This window comes from Dietzia sp. IBK-p2-16D (assembly GCF_057773085.1).
The window spans coordinates 458655-483004 of record NZ_JBYMTL010000001.1 but is presented as its reverse complement, the minus strand read 5'-3'; the positions used below and the strand labels follow the sequence as shown (position 1 = coordinate 483004).

Annotated in this window: 20 protein-coding genes; 15 read left to right on the top strand and 5 right to left on the bottom strand. The window is 71.8% G+C overall.

The window, feature by feature from the left end; all coding sequences use genetic code 11:
- Window positions 1–16: 16 nt before the first annotated feature.
- On the top strand, window positions 17–976 hold the full coding sequence (locus tag AC3DE3_RS02315) for a tetratricopeptide repeat protein (protein WP_488368825.1): 960 nt from the start codon (window positions 17–19) through the stop codon (window positions 974–976).
- A gap of 87 nt (window positions 977–1063) precedes the next feature.
- Here the strand turns inward: AC3DE3_RS02315 and glgB are convergent, their stop codons facing one another.
- Entirely contained in the window at window positions 1064–3427 is a 2364-nt protein-coding gene (gene glgB / locus AC3DE3_RS02310; RefSeq protein ID WP_488368824.1) for a 1,4-alpha-glucan branching protein GlgB, read from the bottom strand.
- A gap of 11 nt (window positions 3428–3438) precedes the next feature.
- Entirely contained in the window at window positions 3439–5457 is a 2019-nt protein-coding gene (locus AC3DE3_RS02305) for a maltotransferase domain-containing protein (RefSeq protein WP_488368823.1), read from the bottom strand.
- Window positions 5458–5608: 151 nt separating this feature from the next.
- Here AC3DE3_RS02305 and AC3DE3_RS02300 point away from each other — a divergent pair, with 151 nt between their 5' ends.
- Genes AC3DE3_RS02300 through AC3DE3_RS02290 form a run of 3 tightly spaced genes read left to right on the top strand, consistent with a single transcriptional unit; the run spans window position 5609 to window position 8464 of the window.
- Window positions 5609–6460 (top strand): ABC transporter ATP-binding protein, encoded by an 852-nt coding sequence (locus AC3DE3_RS02300; RefSeq protein ID WP_260487798.1) that lies wholly within the window; start codon window positions 5609–5611, stop codon window positions 6458–6460.
- Entirely contained in the window at window positions 6457–7239 is a 783-nt protein-coding gene (locus tag AC3DE3_RS02295; protein WP_488368822.1) for an NUDIX hydrolase, read from the top strand. The genes AC3DE3_RS02300 and AC3DE3_RS02295 overlap by 4 nt, the downstream gene beginning before the upstream one ends.
- Before the next feature lie 10 nt (window positions 7240–7249).
- Window positions 7250–8464 carry a THUMP-like domain-containing protein gene (locus AC3DE3_RS02290; protein WP_488368821.1) on the top strand — a complete coding sequence of 405 codons (1215 nt, stop codon included), beginning with the start codon at window positions 7250–7252 and terminating at the stop codon, window positions 8462–8464.
- Window positions 8465–8480: 16 nt separating this feature from the next.
- On the opposite strand, the gene AC3DE3_RS02285 is transcribed toward AC3DE3_RS02290, so the two are convergent.
- Complete coding sequence (locus tag AC3DE3_RS02285; protein WP_260487795.1) at window positions 8481–9851, bottom strand: outer membrane protein assembly factor BamB family protein; 1371 nt, start codon at window positions 9849–9851, stop codon at window positions 8481–8483.
- A gap of 185 nt (window positions 9852–10036) precedes the next feature.
- Between AC3DE3_RS02285 and AC3DE3_RS02280 the strand changes: the two genes are divergently transcribed.
- The 6 genes from AC3DE3_RS02280 to AC3DE3_RS02255 all read left to right on the top strand — a co-directional run bounded on the left by AC3DE3_RS02280 (window position 10037) and on the right by AC3DE3_RS02255 (window position 17116).
- On the top strand, window positions 10037–11668 hold the full coding sequence (locus AC3DE3_RS02280; protein WP_488368819.1) for an AMP-binding protein: 1632 nt from the start codon (window positions 10037–10039) through the stop codon (window positions 11666–11668).
- A 162-nt stretch (window positions 11669–11830) separates the two neighbouring features.
- Complete coding sequence (locus AC3DE3_RS02275) at window positions 11831–12616, top strand: electron transfer flavoprotein subunit beta/FixA family protein (RefSeq protein WP_260487793.1); 786 nt, start codon at window positions 11831–11833, stop codon at window positions 12614–12616.
- A gap of 52 nt (window positions 12617–12668) precedes the next feature.
- Window positions 12669–13619, top strand: a complete 951-nt coding sequence (locus AC3DE3_RS02270) for an electron transfer flavoprotein subunit alpha/FixB family protein (protein WP_260487792.1) — start codon at window positions 12669–12671, stop codon at window positions 13617–13619.
- A gap of 94 nt (window positions 13620–13713) precedes the next feature.
- The gene (locus AC3DE3_RS02265; RefSeq protein ID WP_260487791.1) at window positions 13714–14910 is read left to right on the top strand and encodes a cysteine desulfurase family protein; all 1197 of its coding nucleotides are present in this window, start codon (window positions 13714–13716) and stop codon (window positions 14908–14910) included.
- Window positions 14907–16037: a tRNA 2-thiouridine(34) synthase MnmA gene (gene mnmA / locus AC3DE3_RS02260; protein WP_488368818.1), complete on the top strand. Its 1131-nt coding sequence runs from the start codon at window positions 14907–14909 to the stop codon at window positions 16035–16037. The genes AC3DE3_RS02265 and mnmA overlap by 4 nt, the downstream gene beginning before the upstream one ends.
- Window positions 16034–17116, top strand: a complete 1083-nt coding sequence (locus tag AC3DE3_RS02255) for a cobalamin-independent methionine synthase (protein WP_488368817.1) — start codon at window positions 16034–16036, stop codon at window positions 17114–17116. The genes mnmA and AC3DE3_RS02255 overlap by 4 nt, the downstream gene beginning before the upstream one ends.
- 28 nt (window positions 17117–17144) lie before the next feature.
- Here the strand turns inward: AC3DE3_RS02255 and AC3DE3_RS02250 are convergent, their stop codons facing one another.
- Window positions 17145–17840: an exonuclease domain-containing protein gene (locus AC3DE3_RS02250; protein ID WP_488368816.1), complete on the bottom strand. Its 696-nt coding sequence runs from the start codon at window positions 17838–17840 to the stop codon at window positions 17145–17147.
- 58 nt (window positions 17841–17898) lie between these two features.
- On the opposite strand from AC3DE3_RS02250, the gene ligA reads away from it, so the two are divergent.
- Entirely contained in the window at window positions 17899–20055 is a 2157-nt protein-coding gene (ligA, locus tag AC3DE3_RS02245) for an NAD-dependent DNA ligase LigA (RefSeq protein WP_488368815.1), read from the top strand.
- 7 nt (window positions 20056–20062) lie between these two features.
- A complete protein-coding gene (locus tag AC3DE3_RS02240) occupies window positions 20063–20470 on the top strand; it encodes a hypothetical protein (protein WP_488368814.1) in 408 nt (135 codons plus the stop codon).
- Here the strand turns inward: AC3DE3_RS02240 and AC3DE3_RS02235 are convergent.
- Entirely contained in the window at window positions 20436–21092 is a 657-nt protein-coding gene (locus AC3DE3_RS02235; RefSeq protein WP_260487785.1) for an ACT domain-containing protein, read from the bottom strand. The two genes, AC3DE3_RS02240 and AC3DE3_RS02235, sit on opposite strands and share 35 nt — an antisense overlap.
- Before the next feature lie 77 nt (window positions 21093–21169).
- Between AC3DE3_RS02235 and gatC the strand changes: the two genes are divergently transcribed.
- From gatC to AC3DE3_RS02220, 3 genes are read left to right on the top strand one after another with little or no spacing between them, the layout of a single operon-like run.
- Entirely contained in the window at window positions 21170–21469 is a 300-nt protein-coding gene (gene gatC / locus AC3DE3_RS02230) for an Asp-tRNA(Asn)/Glu-tRNA(Gln) amidotransferase subunit GatC (RefSeq protein WP_067718272.1), read from the top strand.
- Window positions 21466–22920 carry an Asp-tRNA(Asn)/Glu-tRNA(Gln) amidotransferase subunit GatA gene (gene gatA / locus AC3DE3_RS02225; RefSeq protein WP_488368813.1) on the top strand — a complete coding sequence of 485 codons (1455 nt, stop codon included), beginning with the start codon at window positions 21466–21468 and terminating at the stop codon, window positions 22918–22920. Before gatC ends, gatA begins: the two co-directional genes overlap by 4 nt.
- Window positions 22917–24302 carry a DHA2 family efflux MFS transporter permease subunit gene (locus AC3DE3_RS02220; protein WP_488368812.1) on the top strand — a complete coding sequence of 462 codons (1386 nt, stop codon included), beginning with the start codon at window positions 22917–22919 and terminating at the stop codon, window positions 24300–24302. Before gatA ends, AC3DE3_RS02220 begins: the two co-directional genes overlap by 4 nt.
- Window positions 24303–24350: the final 48 nt, after the last annotated feature.

The following is a 24350-nucleotide window of genomic DNA, read 5'->3' as shown; positions in this document are numbered from 1 at the left end:
TGGCAGGATCGGAACCGTGACGAGACCAGGTAACCGACCCCCGTCCGCCGCCGAGCAGAAGCTCGCGGCGTCGCTCGCCGGCGCCGTCGACCTGTCCGGATTGAAGAAGCGGGCCGAGACCCGCCGGGGCGCGACCGACACCGGTCGCGCCCCCGGGCCGGGCGGCCCGCCGCCGGGCCCGGGTCCGGATGGTTCGGGTCCCGCGGTTCTGGTGGAGGTGGACGAGACCTCCTTCGAGCAGGAGGTACTGGTCCGTTCGAGCCAGGTTCCCGTGATCCTCGAACTGGTCTCGCAGCGGGCACCGACCGCGTTGACGAGCCTGTTGGACGCGTTGGCGCTGGAGGCCGGTGGCCGGTGGGTCCACGCGACGGTGGACGTCGACGTCTCCCCGGGCATCGCCCAGGCCCTGCAGGCCCGCGCCGTCCCGACGGTCTACGCCGTGGCGGCGGGTCGCCCACTCGCCGATTTCGAGGGCGAGCAGCCGGAGGACGCCCTGCGGCAGTGGCTCGACGCCGTGCTCCAGGCGACCGAGGGCAAGCTGAGCGGTCCCGCCCCGGACACCGGCGACGCGGAGCCCGAGGAACCCACGGACCCCGAGCGGGACGCCGCCGAGGACGCGCTCGCCGACGGTGACCTCGTCGCGGCGGAGGAGCGTTTCAGTGCGCTCGTGCAGTCCCGCCCCGGCGAGCACTCCCTGGTCGAGGCGTTGCGCTACGTGCAGGCCACCCGCCGTGTGGCGGAGGGGACCGATGTGGGCGAGGGGGCCGTCCCCGACGCGTTGCGGGCGGCGGATGGTGCGCTCGTGGGCGGCGAGTACGAGGCGGCGTTCACGACCCTGGTCGACGCGATCCGTGTCCACTTCGGGGACGACCGCGCCACGCTGCGTGCACGCCTGCTGGAGCTCCTCGAGGCACTGCCGGTGGACGACCCGCGTGTCCTCGCCGGACGCCGTGACCTCGCGAGCGCACTCTACTGACGATCCGCGACCGAGCTGGTCGGCGGGCGTCCGCCGACCGGCCGTGCGCCGACCGGCCGCCCGCCATCGGGCGGGCGGCGGCGCAGATCAGGCGTCCGACGCCTCGACCGACGCCCCGACCGACGTGTCCGTCGCGTGCCGGAACCACACGGTGGCCCGGGGACCGACCGTGATCGCCGCCGAGTAGGGCCGCCCGTGGTGGGGCGTGTTCTCGGCGTCGACCCCGCCCAGGTTGCCCGCGCCCGAACCCTCGTAACCCGACGCGTCGGTGTTGAGGATCTCCTCCCAGTACCCGCCCTCGGGCAGCCCGATGCGGTAGTCGCCGAGCGGGGCGCCGGAGAAGTTGACCACGCACGCGATCGTGTTGCCGGCGTGGTCCGTCCTCAGGAAGGACAACGTGTTGTGGGCGGCGTCGTTGGCGTCGATCCACGAGAAGCCGGAGGGCTCGTCGTCGAGCGACCACAGGGCGGGGTTGTCGGCGTAGCGGGTGTTGAGGTCCCGCACGCAGGCGAGGATGCCGCGATGGTACTCGCCTTCCCAGCCCTCGAGGTTCTCCCAGGCGACACCCTTGTCGGCGTCCCACTCGGTGGTCTGGCCGAACTCGAGCCCCTGGAACAGCAACTTCTTCCCGGGGTGCGCCCACATGTAGGCGTAGAGACTCCGGATGCCCGCCGCCCGGTCCCACGAGGTGCCGGGCATGCGTTCCCACATCGACCCCTTGCCGTGGACCACCTCGTCGTGGCTCAGGGGGAGGACGAAGCGCTCGCTCCAGGCGTACATCATCGAGAAGGTGATCTCGCCGTGGTGGAATCCGCGGTAGATCGGGTCGAGTCCCACGTACCGCAGGGTGTCGTTCATCCACCCCATGTTCCACTTCATGGAGAACCCGAGGCCGCCGGTGTAGGTGGGCGAGGTGACGCCACCCCAGGACGTGGACTCCTCGGCCACGGTGAGGAAGCCGGGATGCTCCCGCGCCAGGGTCGCGTTGACCTCCTGGAGGAACGAGATCGCCTCGAGGTTCTCCCGGCCCCCGTAGATGTTGGGGGTCCACTCGCCGGCCTCGCGGGAGTAGTCCAGGTAGAGCATCGAGGCCACGGCGTCCACTCGTAGGCCGTCGACGTGGAACTCCTCGGCCCAGTAGAGGGCGTTGGCGACGAGGAAGTTGCGCACCTCGTGACGGCCGAAATCGAACACGTAGGTGCCCCAGTCGGGCTGCTCGCCGCGGCGGGGGTCGGCGTGTTCGTAGAGCGGGGTGCCGTCGAACCGGCCGAGTGACCACTCGTCCTTGGGGAAGTGCGCGGGCACCCAGTCCACCAGGACGCCGATGCCGCGCGAGTGCAGGTGGTCGATGACATAGCGCAGGTCGTCGGGGGAGCCGAACCGGCTGGTCGGGGCGTAGTAGGAGGAGACCTGGTAGCCCCACGAACCGCCGAAGGGGTGCTCGGCGACGGGCATGAGCTCCACGTGGGTGAACCCGGTCTCGGCGATGTGGTCGGCGAGCTCGTGCGCGAACTCCCGGTAGTCGAGTCCGGGTCGCCAGGATCCGACGTGGACCTCGAGGACGGTCATCGGGGAACGCGAGTGGTCGCGGGTCGCGCGGGCGGCGATCCACTCGTCGTCGTTCCACTCGTATCCGGACGTGAACACCCTGGACCCGGTGGCGGGGGGCACCTCGGTGGCCACCGCCATGGGGTCGGCGTGGTCGATGGTCCGGCCGTCGGCGCCGCGGACGCAGTACTTGTAGACCGCGCCGTCGGCGACGTCGGGCACGAACAGTTCCCAGACCCCGGAGGATCCGATCGAGCGCATGGGCAGCGAGGTGGGGTTCCATCCGCAGAAGTCGCCGACCACGCTCATCCCGCGGGCGCCCGGCGCCCACACCGCGAAGGAGGTGCCGGTGACCGGCCCGCCCGGGGTGTCGTAGGTGCGCACGTGGGCGCCGAGGACGTCCCACAGTCGTTCGTGGCGTCCCTCGCCGATGAGGTGCAGGTCGATCTCGCCGAGGGTGGGCAGGAAACGGTAACCGTCCGCGACGGTGCGGGTGTGGCCGTCGGGGTAGCGGACCCGGTAGCGGTAGTCGGGAACGTCGGGGTCGGGCAGCGCCGCGTGGAACAGTCCGTCACCGATCGGGCGCATGGGGACGGTGCGGTCGCCGATGACGACCTCCACCTCCACCGCGCCCGGCTGGACGGTGCGCACGACGGAGCCGTCCCCGTCCCGGTGCGCGCCGTAGACCGAGTGGGGGTCGTGGTGGGTTCCGGACCGGAGCCGACCGAGTACCTCGTCGGGGATCGGCGTGGGCTCGGCGGCGATGGCCGGCTCAGGGGGCGCGGGGGGAGTGGTGGGCACGGCAGGCGTCGCCGGAGCCGCCGCGGGCGCCGATGACGACGACGAGGTCTGCTCCGGTCCGAGCCGGTCGGTGGAGCGGATTTTCTTCTTGTGCTTTGCCATGGCCGTTCGCCTCAATCCACGGTGTGCGTGCGGTAGGTCAGTTCGACCCTACGTGCTTCGTCGCAGGGCGGGATGGCGATGATGTGGGCGACGGCGGTCCAGGGTTCGAGCCGGATGTAGTTGCTCGACCCCCAGTGGAACTCGGAGCCGGACACCTCGTCGCGCACGCTGAACCGGGCGTCGTCGTCGTACCCCAGGGCCGCCATGTCCAGGTGCAGGGTGCCCTCCTGGACACCGAGGGAGTCCAGGGAGACCACCGCGAGCACGCAGTCCCCGGTGGCCGGATCGATCTTGGAGTAGGCGATGATCTGGTCGTTGTCCACGTCGTGGAACCGCAGGGTGCGCAACTGCTGCAGGGCGGGGTGTTCGCGGCGGACCCGGTTGAGGGTGCGCAACCACGGGGCCAGTGACTGCCCGGCGGCCTCCGCGGCGGCGAAGTCGCGGGGGCGGAGCTCGTACTTCTCCGAGTCCAGGTACTCCTCGCTGCCGTCGGCGACGGGCTGCCACTCGTAGAGTTCGTAACCGGAGTACACGCCCCACGAGGGGGAGAGCGTCGCGGCGAGCACCGCCCGGATCGCGAACATCGCCGGGCCGCCGCGTTGGAGCGACTCATGCAGGATGTCCGGGGTGTTGGTGAACATGTTGGGGCGGGCCTCGTCGACGTGGGCCAGCAGCTGCTCGCAGAACTCCACCAGGTCGGACTTCGTGGTCTTCCAGGTGAAGTAGGTGTACGACTGCGAGAAGCCGCGCTTGGCCAGGCCGAACAGCCGCGCCGGACGGGTGAAGGCCTCGGCGAGGAACAGCACGTCCGGCGCCGTCCGCTTGACCTCGCTGATGAGGCGGTTCCAGAAGTCGGCCGGCTTCGTGTGCGGGTTGTCGACCCGGAAGATCCGGACCCCGAGCGAGGTCCACAGCCGGACCACGCGCAGCACCTCGGCGTAGATGCCCTCCGGGTCGGTGTCGAAGTTGACCGGATAGATGTCCTGGTACTTCTTGGGCGGGTTCTCGGCGTAGGCGATGTGCCCGTCGGGCAGCACGGTGAACCACTCCGGGTGCTCGGCGGCCCACGGGTGGTCGGGCGCGCACTGCAGGGCCAGGTCCAGCGCGACCTCGACGCCGCGTTCGCGGGCGTGGGCCACCAGCTCGCGGAAGTCCTCGATGGTGCCGAGGAGAGGGTGGACCGCGTCGTGCCCACCCTCGGCGGAACCGATGGCCCACGGGGACCCGACGTCGCCGGGCCCGGGGGTCAGCGTGTTGTTGCGGCCCTTGCGGTTGATCTCGCCGATGGGGTGGATCGGCGGCAGGTACACGACGTCGAACCCGAGGTCGGCGGCGTGGTCCACGTAGGAGCGCGAGGTGGCGAACGTTCCGTGGACGGGGCGTCCCTCGTCGTCCCAGCCGCCGGTGGAGCGGGGGAAGAACTCGTACCAGGAACTGAACTGCGCCTCGCGGCGGTCCACCCACACGCGATGGGTCTGGCCGACGGTGACCAGCTCGCGCACGGGGTCGTCCGCCAACGCGTCGGCGACCTCGTCCGACAGTGCCGGGGAGGTGCGGGTGGCCGCGTCACCGGAGCCGCGCAGCGCGGCCGCGGCGGCGGTCAGCAGGTCGACGCGGTCGGCGACGCCGGCGACGGTCGCCCGGGCGATCGCCGTGTCGAGCACCCGGGCGCCCACCTCGAACTCGTTGCCCAGCTCATCCGAGTCCTGGCCGGCGGCCATCTTCTTGACGATCCCGCTACGCCACGTGGCGTAGGGGTCGGACCACGCCTCCACGCGGAACGACCACATCCCCGGCACGTCGGTGGGCAGCAGCGCGTGGAAGGTGTCCGGCTCGGTGCCGGGCACCATCGTGGCCCGGGACGAGGCGCCACCGGGCCGTCGGACCACCAGGCTGGCGGACAGCGCGTCGTGGCCCTCGCGCCACACGATCGCCGAGACGGGCAGGATCTCCCCGACCACGGACTTGGACGGGAACCTCCCGCAGGAGACGAGGGGACGGACCTCATCGATGGCCAGACGGTCGTTCACGTCGGTGCTCCTCTCGGCGGGCGGGCGCCGCGGTGGACGGCGTCACCCCCACGACGCTATCGAAGTCGGGACGATCCTTCAGGGCCGCACGAGTCGGCGTTCACCTGCGGGGCCGTGTTCCTGGCCACCCGGCGACCCGATAACCGGTTAGATGGGCGACGTGAGCACCCTGATCGACAGCGACCCCGACCTCGTCCTCGACCTCCGTGACGTCTCGCTCCGGCGGGACGGCAAGACCCTTGTGGGGCCCCTGTCCTGGCAGGTGGAACTGGATGAGCGGTGGGTGGTGCTCGGACCGAACGGCGCGGGGAAGACCTCGCTGTTGCGGATCGCATCGGCGCTCGAGTACCCGAGTACCGGGACGGCCGTGATCCTCGGCGAGCAGCTGGGGCGGACGGAGGTGACCGAGCTGCGGAGCCGGGTGGGTCTGTCCTCGGTGGCGGTGGCGGGCCGCATCCCGGGTGACGAGGTGGTGCAGGACCTGGTCGTCTCCGCCGGGTACGCCGTGCTCGGCCGATGGCGGGAGCGGTACGACCCCGAGGACTTCGCCCGCGCCGCGGACACCCTCGAATCGATCGGGGCCGAGCACCTGGCCGAGCGCACCTGGGGCACCCTCTCCGAGGGGGAGCGCAAGCGCGTCCTCATCGCCCGCGCCATGATGACCGACCCCGAGCTGCTCCTGCTGGACGAGCCGGGTGCCGGCCTGGACCTGGGAGGCCGTGAGGATCTCGTCGCCCGTCTGGGGGACATGGCCATGGACCCGGACGCCCCCGCCACGGTCCTGGTCACCCACCACGTGGAGGAGATCCCCCCGGGTTTCACCCACGCGATGCTCCTGGCGGAGGGAGAGGTCACCGCGATGGGACTCATCGACGAGGTGATCACCTCGGACAACCTCAGCCGCGCGTTCGCCCAGTCGATCGTGGTCGACTCGATCGACGGCCGCTACTTCGCGCGTCGTGCACGGCGCTCAGGTCGGCACCGACGGGCCCCGCGGGCGTGAGCGGCGGACCGGGGCGCGAGGCGCCCGCGATCGTCGCGCCGGGATCCGTGCCGATCCGCGAGGCCGCCACGGTCGCCCTCATCCGCGACGCACGGGTCGGCGGGGGTGTCGAGGTCTTCCTCCAGCACAGGGTCGCGACCATGCAGTTCGCCGCCGGGATGTCGGTGTTCCCCGGCGGCGGCGTCGAGCCGCGGGACTACCACGGCACCCGCCCGTGGCGCGGGCCCGGACCGGCGTGGTGGGCGGAGCGGTTCGGGATCGACACCGACCGCGCCGCCGCCGCCGTGCGCGGGGTCGCCCGGGAGTTGTTCGAGGAGACCGGGGTGCTGCTCGCCGAACCGGAGGGCGCGTCGGGGTCCGGGGCGGGTGTCGGCGGCTTGGCCGCGACGGCACCGGCCGGACCGCCGGGACCCGACGAGCGGCGCGCGCTCGACGCGGGGGAGGGGGACCTGGACTCGCTGCTCGCCGCGCACGGGCTGGTGCTGGCCGCCCACCTGCTGCGCCCGTGGGATCGCTGGACCACCCCGGTCGGGCCCCCACGCCGCTACGACACCCTGTTCTTCGTGGCTGCCCTGCCGGCGGGCGTCGACCCGGACGGCGGCACGACCGAGGCGCGCGCGACCGAGTGGATCCGCGCCGACGACGCCGCCCAGGCGGGGATCCTGGGTCGGCTCGGCATGCTCCGTCCCACCCTCGACGTGCTGTCCGACCTGGCGGGGTCCGCGGACGTCGCCGAGGTCCTGGCCACCCCGCGAGCCATCGCGCCGGGCGGGAACTAACGTTGCGGCGGTGACCCCCGAGGACCTGGAGTTCCTGCGCACTCCCGCCGGACGCGACCTGCTCGACCTCGCGGCGGGCCTGGAGTGGTCCCGCGCCGGCCTCGTGGCCTCGACCGCGGCCGTCCGCCGCGCCGATCCCGTGCATGCGGCGGCGGCTATCGACGTCGTCACCGCGCGGGCCCGTGCTCACGGTCGGATCCGGGGCTCCGGGGCGATGCTCCTCACCGACGAGGCGGTCCAGCAGGCCACGGCGTGGCCGGTCGCGGCGCTGCGGGCGGGCCGTCTGGCCGGCCGGGACGTCCACGACGTCACCTGCTCCGTCGGCGCCGAACTGAACGAGCTGGTGCGCACCGCCGACCGGGTTATCGGCTCCGACCTGGACCCGGTCCGCGCCCGGATGGCCGCCCACAACGTCCCGGACGCGCTCGTGTGTGTGGCCGACGCGCTCGCCCCGCCCAGCCGCGGCGCCGTCCTGGTGGCGGACCCCGCGCGCCGCTCCGCCGGCCGGCGCGTCCACGACCCGGCCCGGCTCAGCCCGCCGCTGCCGGACCTGCTCACCGTCGCCGCCGACCGCGATCACGTCATCAAGTGCGCCCCGGGCCTGGACACCTCGCAGCTCGACCATTCCGGGGAGGTCGAACTGGTGTCCCTCGACGGCTCGGTGCGGGAGGCGTGCCTGTGGTCGCCGGGCCTGTCGGCCGGCGTGCGCCGTCGGGCCACGGTGCTCCGCACGACCGCCGCCCACGCGCCGGGGCCGTGGGGGCCACCGCGCCTCGTCGCGGACGGTGTCGCGGTCCACGTGGAGGAGGTGACCGACCGCGACGACGACGAGGTCGACGCCCACGAGGAGGCCGAGCGGTTCATCGTGGATCCCGACGGGGCGGTCGTCCGCGCTGGTCTCGTACGTCACTGGGCCCGCCGTCACGGGCTCCGTCAGCTCGACCCGAGGATCGCCCACCTGACCGGCCCACGGGTCCCGGACGGCTACACCGGGTTCGAGGTCCTCGAGAAGTGCAGGCTGGACCGCAAGCAGCTGCGCCGCGTGCTGCGGCAGCGCGACTGCGGGTCGTTGGAGATCCTCGTGCGCGGTGTCGACACGGATCCCGACGTGCTGCGGCGATCGCTCGCCCTCAGCGGGTCACGGCCGCTGGCCCTCGTCGTGACCCGGATCGGCAGCTCCGCGGTGGTGTTCGTGTGCGGGCCGCGCTCCGCCCGACGGGACTGACCGCCCGACCACCCGGTCACTCGAACACGTACACCGCGCCCACCGCGGTCGTCAGCGCGATCCGGCCGTCCGAGTCCACGCTGAGCCCCGAGACCGGGCCCGTCGCCGCGGGTACCTCGATCCGGTGGAGGGTGGCCCCGTCGTCGCCGTCGAGCAGGTGGACCGCGATCCCGGGCTCGTCGTCGGTACCGCCCGAGCGCACGGCCACAAGCACCCGCCCGTCGGCCGTCGCGGCGGGGTTGGTGAGCTGACGCAGGTCGTCCCGGCGCCAGACCTCCCGGCCGGTTCCGTCCTCCCCGCGGACGGCCACCACGGGCGCCGGGCCCGCGTCGTCGTCGTGGTCGTCGTCGGGTCCCCTCCACACGGTGGTCGTGCGACCGCCGCTGACCAGCGTCCCGTCGGGCAGCAGGGCGGGGGGCGTGTCCGGCCGGTAGCCGACCGGGGCGGACCACCGAACCGCGCCGTCCGACGTCGAGTACGCGCCCAGGGTGCCGTCGGCGGCGTGGACGTAGACCTCGTCGCGGTCGTTCGACAACACCACCGGCGTGCCCAGGCGACCGTCGGGCAGGGGCACGCGCCACACTTCTTCGAGGGCCGTGAACTCGCCGGGGACCAGCCGGACCGCGACCAGTTCCGGGTCGTCGGCGCCCGGCGTCCATGCGGTGAGGTAGGCCGTCGCCGTGTCGGTGTCCACGGCGGCGGGGGAGGGCGCCGGGCAGCCGCGCTCACCGGTGGCGCACCACGGGAGGCCGTAGGCCCGGTCATCGGTCGCGATGTTCCCGGTGAGCCGCAGTTCGGGAGTGGCGTCCAGACCGGTGTGGGCGTTGACCACCCGCGCCACCCCGAGATGCGACACGAGCAGCAGGTGACGGCCGTCCAGCAACGTCACGGTGGTGGGCACGCCCTTCGTCGCGGCGAACCAGCGGTTCTCGCCTTCGGCCGCCAGCGCGCCCACCCCGCCGTACATCGGGACGAACAACGACCCGCGTGCGTCGACCGTCGCGGTGATGCGCGGGCCGTCCGTCGGCAGTCGTAGACACCAGCGCTTGCGGCCGTCCTCGGCGGTCAGTGCGAAGAGGTTGCACCCGCGCTCGGAGACCGTGGCCTGGAATGACGTGCCGATGCCGTCCGAGGAGGCCACGCCGATCGCGGGCGCCCCCAACGCACGGGACCACAGCAGTTCGGGGGCGTCCGTGACCGCGGAGTGGGCACGACCGGAGTTGGGCGGCCCGCCGGCGACCGAGGACCAGCTCGCGGCCTGGCCCAGGCGGGCACCGCCGCTCTCGGTGTCCGAGGCGCACCCGGCGAGCACTCCCGCCGCGAGCGCGACGGCGACCAGGGACCGCGCGGTGCGCGGTGTCAGTGCCGGTGTCGATGCCGGTGCCACAGGTCCCCCCGTCGAGTCGAGACAGTCACACGAGAGAGTAGTCCGCCGCCCGCCCCTCACCTGACCGGCGCTCCCCGAAGCCGCCCGGGGCAGGGGTGCGGGAGGGGGAATCGCGGATCGCGGAGTGCACTCCGCCGCTACCGTGACGGGCATCACCCGTGCCCACGAGAGGCGGCTACACCCCGATGACAGCGAACTCCGGACTCGACACCGCGCTCACCCCGCTGAGCTTCCTCGAGAAGGCCGCGCGCGTCTCACCCGACGCCACCGCGGTCGTCGACGGCCCGCGCCGTCAGACCTACGCCGAGTTCGCCGACCGGGCCACCCGGCTGGCCTCCTTGTTGAAGATGCGTGGCGTCGCGCGCGGTGACCGGGTGGGCGTCCTGGCGCCGAACTCGGCCGAGGCACTGCTCGCGCAGTTCGGCGTTCCGCTCGCGGGCGGCGCCGTGGTCGCCCTCAACACCCGCCTCGCCCCTGCGGAGATCGCCTACATCGTCGAGCACGCCGGGATCGCCGTCCTCATCGCGGACGCCGACCTCCTCGCGGGGCTGGGCGACGAGGTCCCGGATGCGCTGCGCCTCGTCCTGGTCGCCCCGGACGCGGACGGCTCGCAACCCGACCCGGCCCGGTTCGGCCCGCGCGCCGAGTCCCTGGAGGACGCCCTCGCGTCCGCCTCGCCGCAGCCCGTGTCGTGGACTGTCGCCGACGAGGACTCCGTCATCGCGGTCAACTACACCTCCGGTACGACCGGCCGACCCAAGGGCGTCATGTACACGCATCGGGGCGCCTACCTCAACTCCCTCGGCGAGATCATCACCCAGGGCCTCGACGCCGACTCGAAGTACCTGTGGACGCTGCCGATGTTCCACTGCAACGGGTGGTGCACCACCTGGGCCCTGACCGGTGCGAGGGGGACCCATGTGTGTCTGCGCGCCGTCCGCGGGGACGAGATCTGGCGACTGTTCGACGACGAGGGGGTCAACCGCCTGGCCGGTGCACCAGCCGTGTTGTCCACCATCGCCGACGACCCGGCAGCCCGGCCGATCGAGGGGATCCGCATGGTCACCGCCGGGGCCCCGCCCTCGCCGACCATCCTGCGGCGCTTCGAGGACCTCGGAATCGACGTCACCCAGGTGTACGGGTTGACGGAGACCTACGGCCCGTTCACGGTCTGCACGCCGCAGCCGGGGTGGTCCGGGTTGGATCCCGACGAGCGCGCAGGGCTGAAGTCGCGGCAGGGGGTGGCGATGATCCACGCCGACACCGTGCGCGTCGTCGAACGCACCTCGCCGGGGGAGAGCCATCTGGTCGACGTGCCCGCCGACGGAGTGACCATGGGCGAGGTCGTCATGACCGGCAACGGGGTCATGAAGGGGTATTTCGGCGACCCCGAGGCCACGGCCACCGCGTTCGCGGGCGGCTGGTTCCACTCGGGTGACCTGGGCGTCATGCATCCGGACGGCTACGTGCAGCTCCTCGACCGGGCCAAGGACGTGGTGGTGTCGGGCGGCGAGAACATCTCCACGATCGAGGTCGAGCAGGCGATCGTCTCGCACCCCGACGTCGTGGACTGCGCCGTGGTCTCCATGCCCGACGAGAAATGGGGCGAGCGCCCCAAGGCCTACGTCGTGGTCAGGCCGGGCTCGGCCCTCGACGCCGACGGCGTGGTCGAACACTGCCGGACCCGGATCGCGCGCTACAAGGTACCGGGCGCCGTGGAGCTGACCGAGGCGCTGCCGCGGACGTCCACGGGCAAGGTGCGCAAGAACGAACTGCGCGACGCCGCGTGGTCCGGCTGGGAGAAGCGCATCAACTGAGCCGCCGACCGCGGCCACCGACCGCCGGCGGCCACCGACCGGCCCCGGCCCCGTCACCGCGGGCGTGGCCGCGTTATTGTGTGTGGCAGGACCACAATCCGGTGCGCCCGGTCATGACGGGGGCGCACCCCGCCCCGACTCGCAGGAGGTCGACGCAGGCCCATGACGAACATCGTCGTACTGATCAAGCAGGTTCCCGACACCTATTCGGAGCGCAAGCTCTCGGACGGGGACTACACCCTGGACCGCGAGGCCGCGGACGCGGTCCTGGACGAGATCAACGAGAAGGCCGTCGAGCAGGCTCTCCAGATCAAGGAGGCCCACGGCGGCGAGGTCACCGTCCTGTGCGCCGGCCCGGACCGCGCCACCGAGGCCATCCGGAAGGCCCTGTCGATGGGCGCCGACAAGGCCGTGCACCTCAACGACGAGGCGCTCCACGGCTCCGACGTCGTCCAGACCTCGTGGGCCCTGGCCAACGTCCTGGGCACCATCGAGGGCACCGAGCTGGTCATCGCCGGTAACGAGGCCACCGACGGGCGCATGGGTGCCGTCCCGGCCATCCTCGCCGAGTACCTCGGCCTTCCCCAGCTGACGCACATGCGCACCCTGGAGATCGCCGACGGCGTCGCCAAGGGCGAGCGCGAGACCGACGAGGGCATCTTCGAGGTCGAGGCGCCCCTGCCGTGCGTCGTCTCCGTCGGAGAGAAGATCAACGAGCCGCGGTTCCCGTCCTTCAAGGGCATCATGGCCGCCAAGAAGAAGCCGGTCGAGAACCTGACCCTGGCCGACGCGAACGTCGAGGCCGGACAGGTGGGCAAGGACAACGCGGCGTCGAGTGTGACCTCCGCGAGCCCCAAGCCGCCGCGCGCCGCCGGTGAGAAGGTCACGGACGAGGGCGAGGGCGGCAACGACGTCGCCAAGTACCTCGTGTCGCAGAAGCTCATCTGACGCGAACTCACCCCGACCGACTCATCCCAGTCTTTTTCAAGGAGAATCCACCATGGCTGAAGTCCTCGTCGCGGTCGAGCACGTCGACGGCGAACTCAAGAAGGTGTCCCTCGAGCTGCTGACCGCCGCTCGTGCACTCGGAGAGCCCTCCGCGGTCGTCTTCGGTGAGACCGGCACCGCCGCCGCGCTCACCGAGGCCCTCAAGGAGGCCGGCGCGGAGAAGATCTACGTCGCCGAGGGCGACGCGGTCCAGAACTACCTCGTCACACCCAAGGTCGACGTCCTGGCTGGCCTCGCCGAGCAGGGCGCCGCCGCGATCGTCCTGGCCGCCACGTTCGAGGGCAAGGAGGTCGCGGGTCGTCTCGCGGCCCGCACCGGGTCCGGCACCCTCTGCGACGTCGTCGAGATCAAGTCCGACGGCTCGGCCGTCCACTCGATCTTCGGTGGCGCCTTCACCGTCGAGGCGACCGTCTCCGGCGAGACCCCGATCTACACGCTGCGTCCGGGCTCCGTCGAGGCGGCCCCGGCCGCCGGCGCCGGAGAGGTCGTAGAGGTGCAGGTTCCCGAGCCCGAGAACGCCGCCAAGGTCATCTCGCGCAACCCGATCGTCGGTGGCGACCGTCCCGAGCTCACCGAGGCGACCGTCGTCGTCTCGGGTGGTCGTGGCGTCGGCTCCGCGGAGAACTTCGAGAAGGTCGTCGAGCCCCTCGCCGACTCCCTCAAGGGTGCGGTCGGCGCGTCGCGTGCGGCCGTCGACTCGGGTTACTACCCGGGCCAGTTCCAGGTCGGCCAGACCGGCAAGACCGTCTCGCCGCAGCTGTACATCGCCCTGGGTATCTCGGGCGCGATCCAGCACCGCGCCGGTATGCAGACGTCGAAGACCATCGTCGCCGTGAACAAGGACGAGGAGGCCCCGATCTTCGAGATCGCGGACTACGGCATCGTCGGCGACCTGTTCAACGTCGCACCGCAGCTCACCGAGGCCATCAACGCCCGTAAGTGAGTCGGGACGCACACCGCGTCCACCAGCGTCCCCGGACCCCGGCACCCCTGCGGTGCCGGGGTCCGGCGCGTTCGGGCGTATCCTTGCCAGCGATATGCCCACCACCCGCTCCGTGCACTATCTGGACCACGCCGCGACCACCCCGATGCGTGAGGCCGCCGTCGCCGCCTACGCCGAGGCGGCCTCCGCGGTCGGTAACGCGTCCTCGCTCCACGGCTCCGGACGCCGTGCCCGCCGCCGTGTCGAGGAAGCCCGCGAGTCGCTCGCGCACCATCTCGGCTGCCGACCGTCCGAGGTCGTGTTCACCTCCGGGGGGACCGAGTCCGACAATCTCGCCGTCCTGGGTCAGGCCGGCGCCGCGGCCGGCGACGTGGTGGCCGTCGGGGCGACGGAACACCACTCCGTCCTCGACGCCGCCGCGCACCTGGCCACCGACCGCGGCGGGCGGAAAGACGTCCGCGTGCTGCCCGTGGATTCCCGAGGTGCCGTCACCCCGGGCACGGTCCGCGACCTCGCCGACGAGGTCGGGTCCCGGCTCGCCCTCGTCGCGACGATGCTCGGCAACAACGAGATAGGCACCCTCACCGACGTCGCGGCGACGGCCGGCCCGGCCCGCGCGGTGGGTGCGGCCGTCCACACCGACGCGGTCCAGGCCGTCGGGCACGTCCCGGTCGACTTCTCCGCCCTCGGCGTGACCTCCCTCAGCCTCTCCGCGCACAAGTTCGGTGGCCCGCTCGGTGTCGGCGCACTGCTCCTCGACCGAAGTGCCGACTGCCTGCCGATCGGGTACGGGGGCGGCCAGGAGCGGGACCTGCGGTCCGGGTCCGTGGACGTCCCCGGGGCCGTCGCGATGGCCGCCGCGCTCGAGGAGGCGGTAAGGGAGATGGATTCCGAGGCCCTGCGCCTCAGCCGGCTCCGCGATCGACTGGTCGCCGGTGTGCTCGCCGAGGTTCCCGGCGCGATCGCCAACGGCGGAGGCCAGCGCCTGCCCGGGATCGCCAACCTCACGTTCCCGGGTTGCTCCGGCGAGTCGCTCATCCTGCTGCTCGACGCCGCCGGGATCGAATGCTCCACCGGGTCGGCCTGCACCGCCGGCGTGGCCGAGCCGAGCCACGTTCTCCTGGCCCTCGGGGCCGACGACGCCGCGGCCCGCAGCAGTCTGCGTCTGAGTCTGGGGCACACCACCACCGAGGCCGACGTCGACGCCGCGATCGCCGCTCTCGGACCCGCAGCCGAACGAGCCCGCGTGGCCGGCCTCGGGCTCGCCCGCGCCGGAGTGGCCGCGTCATGAGGGTTCTCGCCGCCATGAGCGGGGGAGTGGACTCCGCCGTCGCCGCCGCCAGGGCCGTCGCCGCCGGACACGATGTCGTCGGTGTCCACCTCGCGCTCAGCGCCGATCCGGCGACCCTCCGTACCGGGTCACGCGGATGCTGCTCCCGGGAGGATGCCGGTGACGCCCGCCGTGTCGCCGACCTGCTGGGCATCCCGTTCTACGTCTGGGACTTCGCCGAACGCTTCCGTGCGGACGTGATCGACGACTTCGTCGAGTCCTACGCCCGGGGCGAGACGCCCAACCCCTGCCTGCGGTGCAATGAGCGCATCAAGTTCGAGGCACTCCTCGAACGGGGGGTTGCGCTCGGCTTCGACGCCGTCGCCACCGGCCACTACGCACGGCTGTCGACCGAGGAACTGCCCGACGGCTCCCACCGGCCGGTTCTCCGTCGCGCCGTGGACGACGCCAAGGACCAGTCGTACGTCCTCGGCGTGCTCACCCCGCAACAACTCGCGCACTCGATGTTCCCGCTGGGGGACTCGCTCAAGTCCCAGGTCCGAGCGGAGGCCGAGACCGACGGGCTGCCCGTGGCCTCCAAGCCCGACAGCCACGACATCTGCTTCATCCCCTCCGGAGACACACGCGCGTTCCTCGGGGCGCGCATCGGACTGCGTCCCGGAGCGCTCGTCGACGCCGACACAGGCGACGAGCTCGGGCGCCACGAGGGCGTGCACGGGTTCACCATCGGCCAGCGAAAGGGCCTCGGGGTCCGGGGCCCCGCCGCGGACGGCCGTCCCCGCTACGTGACCGCGATCGACGCCGACACCGGTACGGTGACCGTCGGCGGCGCGGATCATCTGCTCTCCGTCGCGATGACTGCGACCTCGCCCTACTGGCTGGTCGACGACGACATCCGCGAGACCGATTGCCTCGTGCAGATCCGGGCCCATGGTGAGGCGACACCGGGCCACGTCCGGCGGGTTGGCGACGGCGCGCAGGCCCTCCTCGAGATCACCCTCGACGAGCCGATCCGTGGTGTGGCCCCGGGGCAGGCGGCCGTGCTGTACCGGCCCGAACCGGATGGCGACCGCGTGCTCGGCAGCGGGACCATCTCCGCATCACGACCGGTGACGGAGTCCGCGTGACCCCGGTGGCACCGGCCGGTACCGGGCCCGGACCCATGCCCGGGACCGACCCTCGGGAGTCGGCCCGGGTCGTGATGGGGGAATGCCACGCGCTGCCCTTCCTGCCGGAGCTGCCGGAACGCGGCCCGGGCGCGGACCAGATCGGACGCACGCTGGCTCTGCTCGCGGACCTTCCGGTCGACGTCTCGCCGCGTGGATGGAGACTCGCCGATTCCCCGGGCCGCCTCGCCCGTCGGGCCACCGACTTCCTCGACCGGGACGCGGACGCGCTCGAGGAGGCCGACGAGCAGGCCAGGGATCCCGAGGCGGACCCGTCGCCGGGGAGCCGCCGCCTGCAGGTCCGTGTGGTGGGCCCGTGGTCCCTGGCCGCCGGGATCGAGCTTCCCGGTGGGATGCCCGTCCTCAGCGACCGCGGGGCCCGACGAGACCTCGCCGCCTCCCTCGCGGAGGGGGCGAGCGCGCGAGCCGCGCAACTGGCACGCCGCATCGGAGCGGGCGCCCGCATAGTGCTGGACGAGCCGCTGCTCTGGCACGTCGCTGCCGGCACCGTCCACTCGCCCAGCCGATTCGATCCCATCGCGGCCGTGCCGCCGGATCGACTCGCCGTGTCGCTGTGCCGGTTCGGCGACGCACTGCGTCGCGCGGGGGCAGCCGAGGTCCTGATTCGCGTCCCGGTCATCTCCGATCCCGGGGCACCCCCGGCCTGGTCGGTCGTCACCGAGACACCACGTGACGAGACGCCACTCGACGGGGTGTGCCTGACCGCGGCCCCGCTCCACTCCGCCCAGTCGCACGACGCACTCGACGCCGCCGGCACGGTGCTCGGCAACGGCGGGATCCTCCATCTGGAGGGGCTTCCCGGTGCTGCCCGTCCGCCGCGCACCACGGCCGAGGCGGAGCAGACGGCGGTGAGTCTGCTCGCACTGCTCGACCGCCTGAGCGCACCCAGGTATTCGAGCCTGGGTCGGGTGGTGCTCTCGCCGACCCCCGAAGAGACCACCTCCGGTGCCGCACAGGCCACGGCCGCTCTCCGTCGAGCCCGGCTGGTGGCCGAGACGGCCCCGCGGGTGGCGGAGTGACCGACGGTGACGGCGCCGCGCGACGCGTCTACACCGCCGCCAGGGGCCACAGCAGGTTGACGTCGGAGGAATCCTTGCCCGAGCGCTCCAGATAGTCGACGAAGTCACGTTGCCGCGTCTGGTGCCAGCGCGACTGCTGCGCGTTGACCTCCCGCCAGTCGGACCCGGACAGTTCCTGTTGGACGCCCAACATCTTCCATGCCAGCCGTGCGGCGGCGAGCGCGTCCGCCGCGGCCTCGTGAGCGGAGTCCAACGCGATTCCGTGGACCCCACACACGGCCGCGAGAGTCCTCTTGCCCTTACGGTAGGGGTCGACAGCCCGGTCCACGACATACGGATCGACCACGGGCCCGAGGATCTCGAATGACGGGTCCCACCGGCGCAGGATCGTCAGGTCGTAGCACGCGTTGAACACCACGAGGGTGCGGCCCTCGCGCCAACCGCGCCGGATGGCCGCCACGGTCTCTGTCACCACCTCGGCGTGGGGGCGACCGTTCTCCCGTGCGTACGCCGTGGTGATGCCGTGGACCGCCGTCGCCCCCTCGGGTATCTCTATCCCCGGGTCGGCGAGCCAGTTCCGTTCCTTCTTGTCTGCCCCGTCTATCGCGATGAGCGCCGAGGACACGATGTGCGCGGTTCGTGGATCGGGGCCGGTGGTCTCCAGATCGAAGGCGAGAAGTCGGTTCCGGTCGATGGCGGCGGGGTGCTGGATGTCGGTTGTCATGGGCTCACCGTAGGGCAGCGCTCCGACATCGAGGTCCGCTCGGCATTACCCTGTCCACGTGAGCCATCCCGATGACAGCAGTGAGCCGGTCGGCACAGGGGACATCCCGCCGGAGGTGCGGCAGGAGTGGACCGTACTCGCGGAGACCGTCCGCGATCACCAGTTCCGCTATTACGTCAAGGACGCGCCCATCGTCTCCGACGCCGAGTTCGACCGGCTCTTCACCGAGCTGCAGGCGCTCGAGGAGCAGCACCCGGGACTGCGGAACGCGGACTCGCCCACGCAGCTGGTCGGCGGCGGGTTCTCGACGGAGTTCACCCCGGTCGAACACCTCGAGCGGATGACCAGCCTGGACAACGTCTTCTCCGAGGAGGAGCTCCGGGACTGGGTCGCCTCCGCCGTCGAGCAGGCGGGCGTACCGGAGGACAGGCTGCCGTTCCTGTGCGAGGTCAAGATCGACGGCGTCGCACTTGATCTGGTGTACCGCGACGGCAGACTGGTCAGCGCCGCGACCCGCGGAGACGGTCGCACCGGCGAGGACGTCACCCTCAACGCACGGACCATCGATGACATCCCGGTCACCCTCACCTCGTCGGACGACCGACCGGTGCCGTCGCTCCTCGAGGTCCGGGGGGAGGTCTTCTTCCGTCTCGAGGACTTCGCCGACCTCAACGCCCGCTTGGTGGCCGAGGGCAAGCCGCCGTTCGCCAACCCCCGCAACAGTGCGGCCGGATCACTGCGTCAGAAGAACCCGGCCATCACGGCCCAGCGTCGACTCGGCATGTACTGCCACGGACTGGGCGCAGTGGAGGGCGCGACCTTCGAGAGCCTCCACGACGTCTACCTCGCACTGGCGGAATGGGGACTGCCGGTCTCACCGCACACCGCTCCCGCCACCGGGGTGGAGGAGGTGGTCGAGCGGATGCGGTACTGGGGCGAACACCGCACCGATCCGGAGCACGAGATCGACGGTCTGGTCGTGAAGATCGACGACCGTGCGGTCCAACGCCGGCTCGGTCAGACCTCGCGCGCGCCGCGGTGGGCCATCGCCTACAAGTACCCACCCGAGGAGGTCATGACGGAACTGCTGGACATCCGGGTCTCCGTCGGACGCACCGGGCGTGTCACCCCGTTCGCCCACATGGCGCCCGTCACCGTCGCCGGGTCGACGGTCTCGCTGGCGACCCTGCACAACCAGACGGAGGTCATCCGCAAGGGCGTGCTCATCGGCGACACGGTGGTGATCCGCAAAGCCGGTGACGTGATCCCCGAGGTGCTGGGCCCGGTGGTCGAGCGGCGCGACGGCACCGAGCGCGAGTTCGTCTTCCCCGAACGCTGTCCAGAGTGCGACACCGTCCTGGCCCCGGCCAAGGAGGGCGATGCGGACTGGCGCTGCCCCAACCAGCGCTCCTGCCCCGCCCAGCTGCGGGAGCGGCTGTTCTACCTGGCCTCCCGCAACGCCCTGGACATCGAGGCGCTCGGATACGAAGGTGCCTCGGACCTGCTCGCCAGCGGGGTGCTCGAGAACGAGGCAGGGTTGTTCGACCTCTCCGAGTCCGACCTGCTCAGAACGGACCTCTACACCCGTATCGACAAGGCGACCCGCAAGCAGATCGAGGCGGGGGCCGACGCCGAGCGCACCGTGCTCACCGAGAACGGCCGCAAGCTGCTGGCCAACCTCGCCACCGCGAAGGACAGGCCGCTGTGGCGGGTGCTGGTCGCCCTGTCGATCCGGCACGTGGGCCCCACGGCCGCGCGCGCCCTGGCGACCAGGTTCGGGACCATGGAGGCCATCCGCGCCGCCTCCGAGGAGGAGCTGGCGGAGACGGACGGTGTGGGGTCGGCCATCGCGGCCTCGGTGGTCGAGTGGTTCGACGTCGACTGGCACCGGGAGATCGTCGACCGCTGGACCGCCGCCGAGGTCTCGATGGCCGACGAGCGGGACGAGTCGATCCGCCGGACCCTGGAGGGTCTGACGATCGTCGCCACGGGTTCGCTGGAGGGCTTCACCCGGGACGGGATCAAGGAGGCGATCATCGCCCGCGGCGGCAAGGCCTCCGGCTCGGTGTCGAAGAAGACCGACTACGTGGTCGTGGGGGAAAATCCGGGGTCCAAGGCGGCCAAGGCCGAGGAACTCGGGCTGACGATCCTGGACGAGGCCGGCTTCGTGGACCTGATGGAGAACGGTCCGGCCCCGGCCCCGGTCGACGAGTAGGCAGCCCGTGGAGCCGATCCTCGAGATGCCGATGTATCTGCCCTGGCGCTCGGGGTGGCCGGTCTACTGCGGGGCGCTGGCGGGCGTGATCGTGACCGCCGTGGCGGGCGGTCGCCGGTGGGCCGCCCGTCCGGCGTTCTGGACGGCGACGGCGATCGCCGCGTCCGCGGCCTCAGCGTTCCTCGGACTGCTGTGGCTGCGGGAAACCTACCGGGCGACGGATGGCGTCGGGGTGCTCGAGCATCTCGTCGGCATCTGGTCGCCGGGGACCCAGTTCCTCAGCAACGAGCAGTTCTCGATGTTCGCGACCCTCTGGCGGCTCGCGTGGATCCTCCCCGCGGTCGCGATCGTCTCGGCCCTGGTCGCGGCGGGGCTGCGCCTCAGCCCGCGTCGAGGGTCCGGAGGATCCCCGTGAGATATCCCAGGCGGGCGATCTCGGACGGCCGGAACGAGGGACCGCCCGGTCGGCCCACCACGAGGACGTGCCCCGAGTTTAACGGCGCCGCGGCGAGCGAGGTGTCCATGGCCCTCCACTCCGCCGGCACGCCGTCGTCGTCGTCATCCAGTGCGGTGACCCGGTCCAGGCCGCACAACACGGACACCTCGCCACCGTCCCACATCGGCGCGGATTCGCCCCGCGCGGCCAGCCGGCACACCGCGTCCCCGGTCACCTCCACCACCAGGGCCCAGCCGACGCGCAGCGCGGCGGGGAGTTCGTCCGCGAGCATTTGCGCGGCCCCTGCACCCGCCCCGGCGACGGCGTCGATGAGTTCGAGTTCGCGGTGGGCGTCGAGGATCCCGCCGAACGGACGAAGGGAGTCGACGTGCACGCCGTCCAGTCGCTCCGCCGCGGTGATGAGGGCGTCGGGGAAGGTGCCGTGGGGGACCTCCACGACGATGTCGTCCACGGCGACCCCGTCGAAACGGTCGACCACGTCGAGGCTGATGATGTCCGCGTCCACGGTCCCCAGCGCCACCGCGAGGGAACCGAGACTGCCCGGTCGGTCGGGCAGCATGACACGGAGAAGATAAGACATGACGCCCATTGTGCCGCACGCATATGGGCTGACTAGGCTGGGCCGGTACCGACCACGTCACGGAAAGGGGCAGGCACGTGACCTCGATCTCACGCGGGGACGTCGCGCATCTGGCCAGGCTCTCCCGCCTGGAACTGAGCGACTCCGAGCTGGACTCGTTCGCACAGCAGCTCACCGACATCCTCGACCACGTGCAGGCGGTGTCCGAGGTCGCCGCGGAGGACGTGCCCGCGATGAGCCACCCCACCGCTATCACCAACGTGTACCGGGACGACGTGGTCACCCCGGGCCTCACCCCGGAGCAGGCCCTCGACCAGGCCCCGGCCGCCGACGAACAGCGCTTCGAGGTTCCGCAGATCCTGGGGGAGGACGCATGACCGAGCTCACCACCGCCACCGCCGCCGAGCTGGCGGGCCGGATCGCCGCGCGGGAGGTGTCCTCGGAGGAGGTCACCCGTGCGCACCTGGACCGGATCGACGAGGTCGACGGCCAGATCAACGCGTTCCTCCACGTGGGCGCGGACGAGGCCCTCCGGGCGGCCCGGGACGTCGACACCCGACTGGCGGCCGGCGAGGAGCTCGGCCCGCTGGCCGGCGTGCCCGTCGCCCTGAAGGACGTGTTCACCACCACGGACGCGCCCACCACGTGCGGCTCTCGGATGCTCGAGGGCTACCGCTCGCCGTACGACGCGACGGTCACCGCCAGGCTCCGCGAGGCGGGCATCCCGATCCTCGGCAAGACCAACATGGACGAGTTCGCGATGGGGTCCTCGACCGAGAACTCCGCCTACGGGCCCACCCGAAACCCGTGGGATCCGAGCCGGACCCCCGGCGGGTCCGGCGGCGGTTCGGCCGCCGCGCTGGCCTCCCACCAGGCGCCGATCGCCATCGGCACCGACACGGGCGGGTCGATCCGCCAGCCCGCCGCGCTCACCGCGACGGTCGGCGTCAAGCCCACCTACGGCACGGTCTCGCGTTACGGCCTCGTGGCCTGCGCGTCGTCTCTCGACCAGGGCGGCCCGTGCGGCCGCACGGTCGAGGACACCGCGCTGCTGCACCAGGTGATCGCCGGGCACGACCCGCGCGACTCCACCAGTCTCGACGTCGCGATCCCAGACGTCGTCGCCGCCGCCCGGGAGGGCGCCAGGGGCGATCTGACCGGCCTGCGGGTCGGCGTGGTCACGGAGTTCTCCGGTGAGGGCTACCAGCCCGGTGTCGAGGCGTCCTTCCGTGCGGCGGTGGACACGCTGCGCGAGCTGGGCGCGGAGATCGTGGAGGTCTCGTGCCCCAATTTCCGGTACGCACTGCCCGCCTACTACCTCATCCTGCCGTCCGAGGTCTCCAGCAACCTGGCACGCTTCGACGCCATGCGCTATGGCCTGCGGACCGGTGACGGTTCGGCGGACCAGGTCATGGCCGCCAGCCGCGAGGCCGGCTTCGGCCCCGAGGTCAAGCGCCGCATCATGCTCGGCACCTACGCCCTGTCGGCCGGGTACTACGACGCGTTCTACGGCCAGGCCCAGAAGGTACGCACGCTCATCGCACGCGACTTCGACGCCGCCTACGAGAAGGTCGACGTCCTGATCTCGCCGACCACGCCGACCACCGCGTTCCCGCTCGGGGACAAGGTGGAGGACCCGGTCGCCATGTACCAGTTCGACCTGTGCACCCTGCCGCTCAACCTGGCCGGGCACTGCGGCATGTCGGTTCCGTCCGGCCTGGTCGAGGGCCTGCCCGCCGGTCTGCAGATCATGGCGCCGGCGCTCGCCGACGACCGCCTGTACCGGGTCGGGGCCGCCTACGAGGCCGCGAGAGGCGCGATAGCGTGACGACCGTCCCCGAGAGGGACGCATGGAAGGCGCTCGCGGCACTGGTCATCGGGTTCTTCATGATCCTGGTGGATCAGACGATCGTCGCGGTGGCCACCGACGCGTTCGTCACCCAGCTCGGTGCCACCACCAACCAGGTCATCTGGGTGACCAGCGCGTATCTGCTGGCGTACGTGGTGCCGCTGCTGTTCACCGGCCGTCTCGGTGACCAGATCGGCCCCCGCACCGTGGCGATCGCGGGATTGGTGGTGTTCACCGGCGCCTCCCTGTGGTGCGGACTGGCACCCGACATCGAGACGCTCATCGTGGCGCGGGTATTCCAGGGCTTCGGCGCGGCACTGCTGACCCCGCAGTCGCTCAGTGTCATCACCCGTGTGTTCGCGCCGGCCCGGCGCGGCGCGGCCATGGGCGCATGGGGCGCCGTCGCGGGGATCGCCTCCGTCGTGGGCCCGGTGTTCGGCGGGGTACTGATCGACGCGTTCGACTGGCGGTGGGTCTTCTTCGTCAACATCCCGTTCGGCGTCCTCGCCGTGGTGCTGGTGTGGCTGTGGGTACCGGTTCTGGAGACCCGGTCGCGTTCGTACGACGTGCCGGGGATCGTCCTGTCCGCCGTCGGCATGTTCTTCCTGGTGTTCGGGATCCAGCAGGGGGAGGAGCACGGGTGGGGCGGCACCACCACGGGGCTCATCGTCGCCGGCGTGGTGGGACTCGTGGTGTTCGTGTGGTGGCAGTCCCGGGTCCGGACCGAGCCGCTCGTTCCTCTACGCCTGTTCCGCGATCGCAACTTCTCGATCGGGACGTTCGGGGTCTCCACGATCGGCTTCGTCACCGCCGGCACCATGGTCCCGATCATGTTCTATCTCCAGGGGGTCAAGGAGCTCAGTCCGACCCGCGCGGGCATGATGCTGCTGCCGATGGCGTTGATCGCGGGCGTCCTCGCACCGGTGGTCGGCCGGTGGGCGGACAGTATCGACCCGAGGATCTTCACGGGCATCGGCTACTTCTCGTACGCGGTGTCCCTGTTCTGGCTCGCCCTGGTAATGGACGCCCAGACCTCGATTCCCGTCCTGCTCGGTCCGATCGCACTGATGGGTGTGGCCAACGGGTGTGTGTGGGCCCCGACGTCGTCGACGGCGATGCGGCGCCTGGAGATGGCGTCGGCTGGCGCGGGGTCCGGTGTCTACAACACCACCCGCCAGGTCGGTGCGGTCCTCGGGTCCGCCGCGATCGGCGCCCTGGTGCAGGCCCGGTTCGTCGCGCACGGTGACATCGGTCAGGCCGTGGCGGACGCGATGTACCTGCCCGCCGCGGTCGTCCTGTTGGGCGGTCTGGCCACCATGGCGTTCCGAACCGGTGAACAGTCGGTGAGCCCGGCGCGGTGACCACCGTGGTGGGCCGCATGCGGACCTAGACTGCGGGGGAACCGAGAG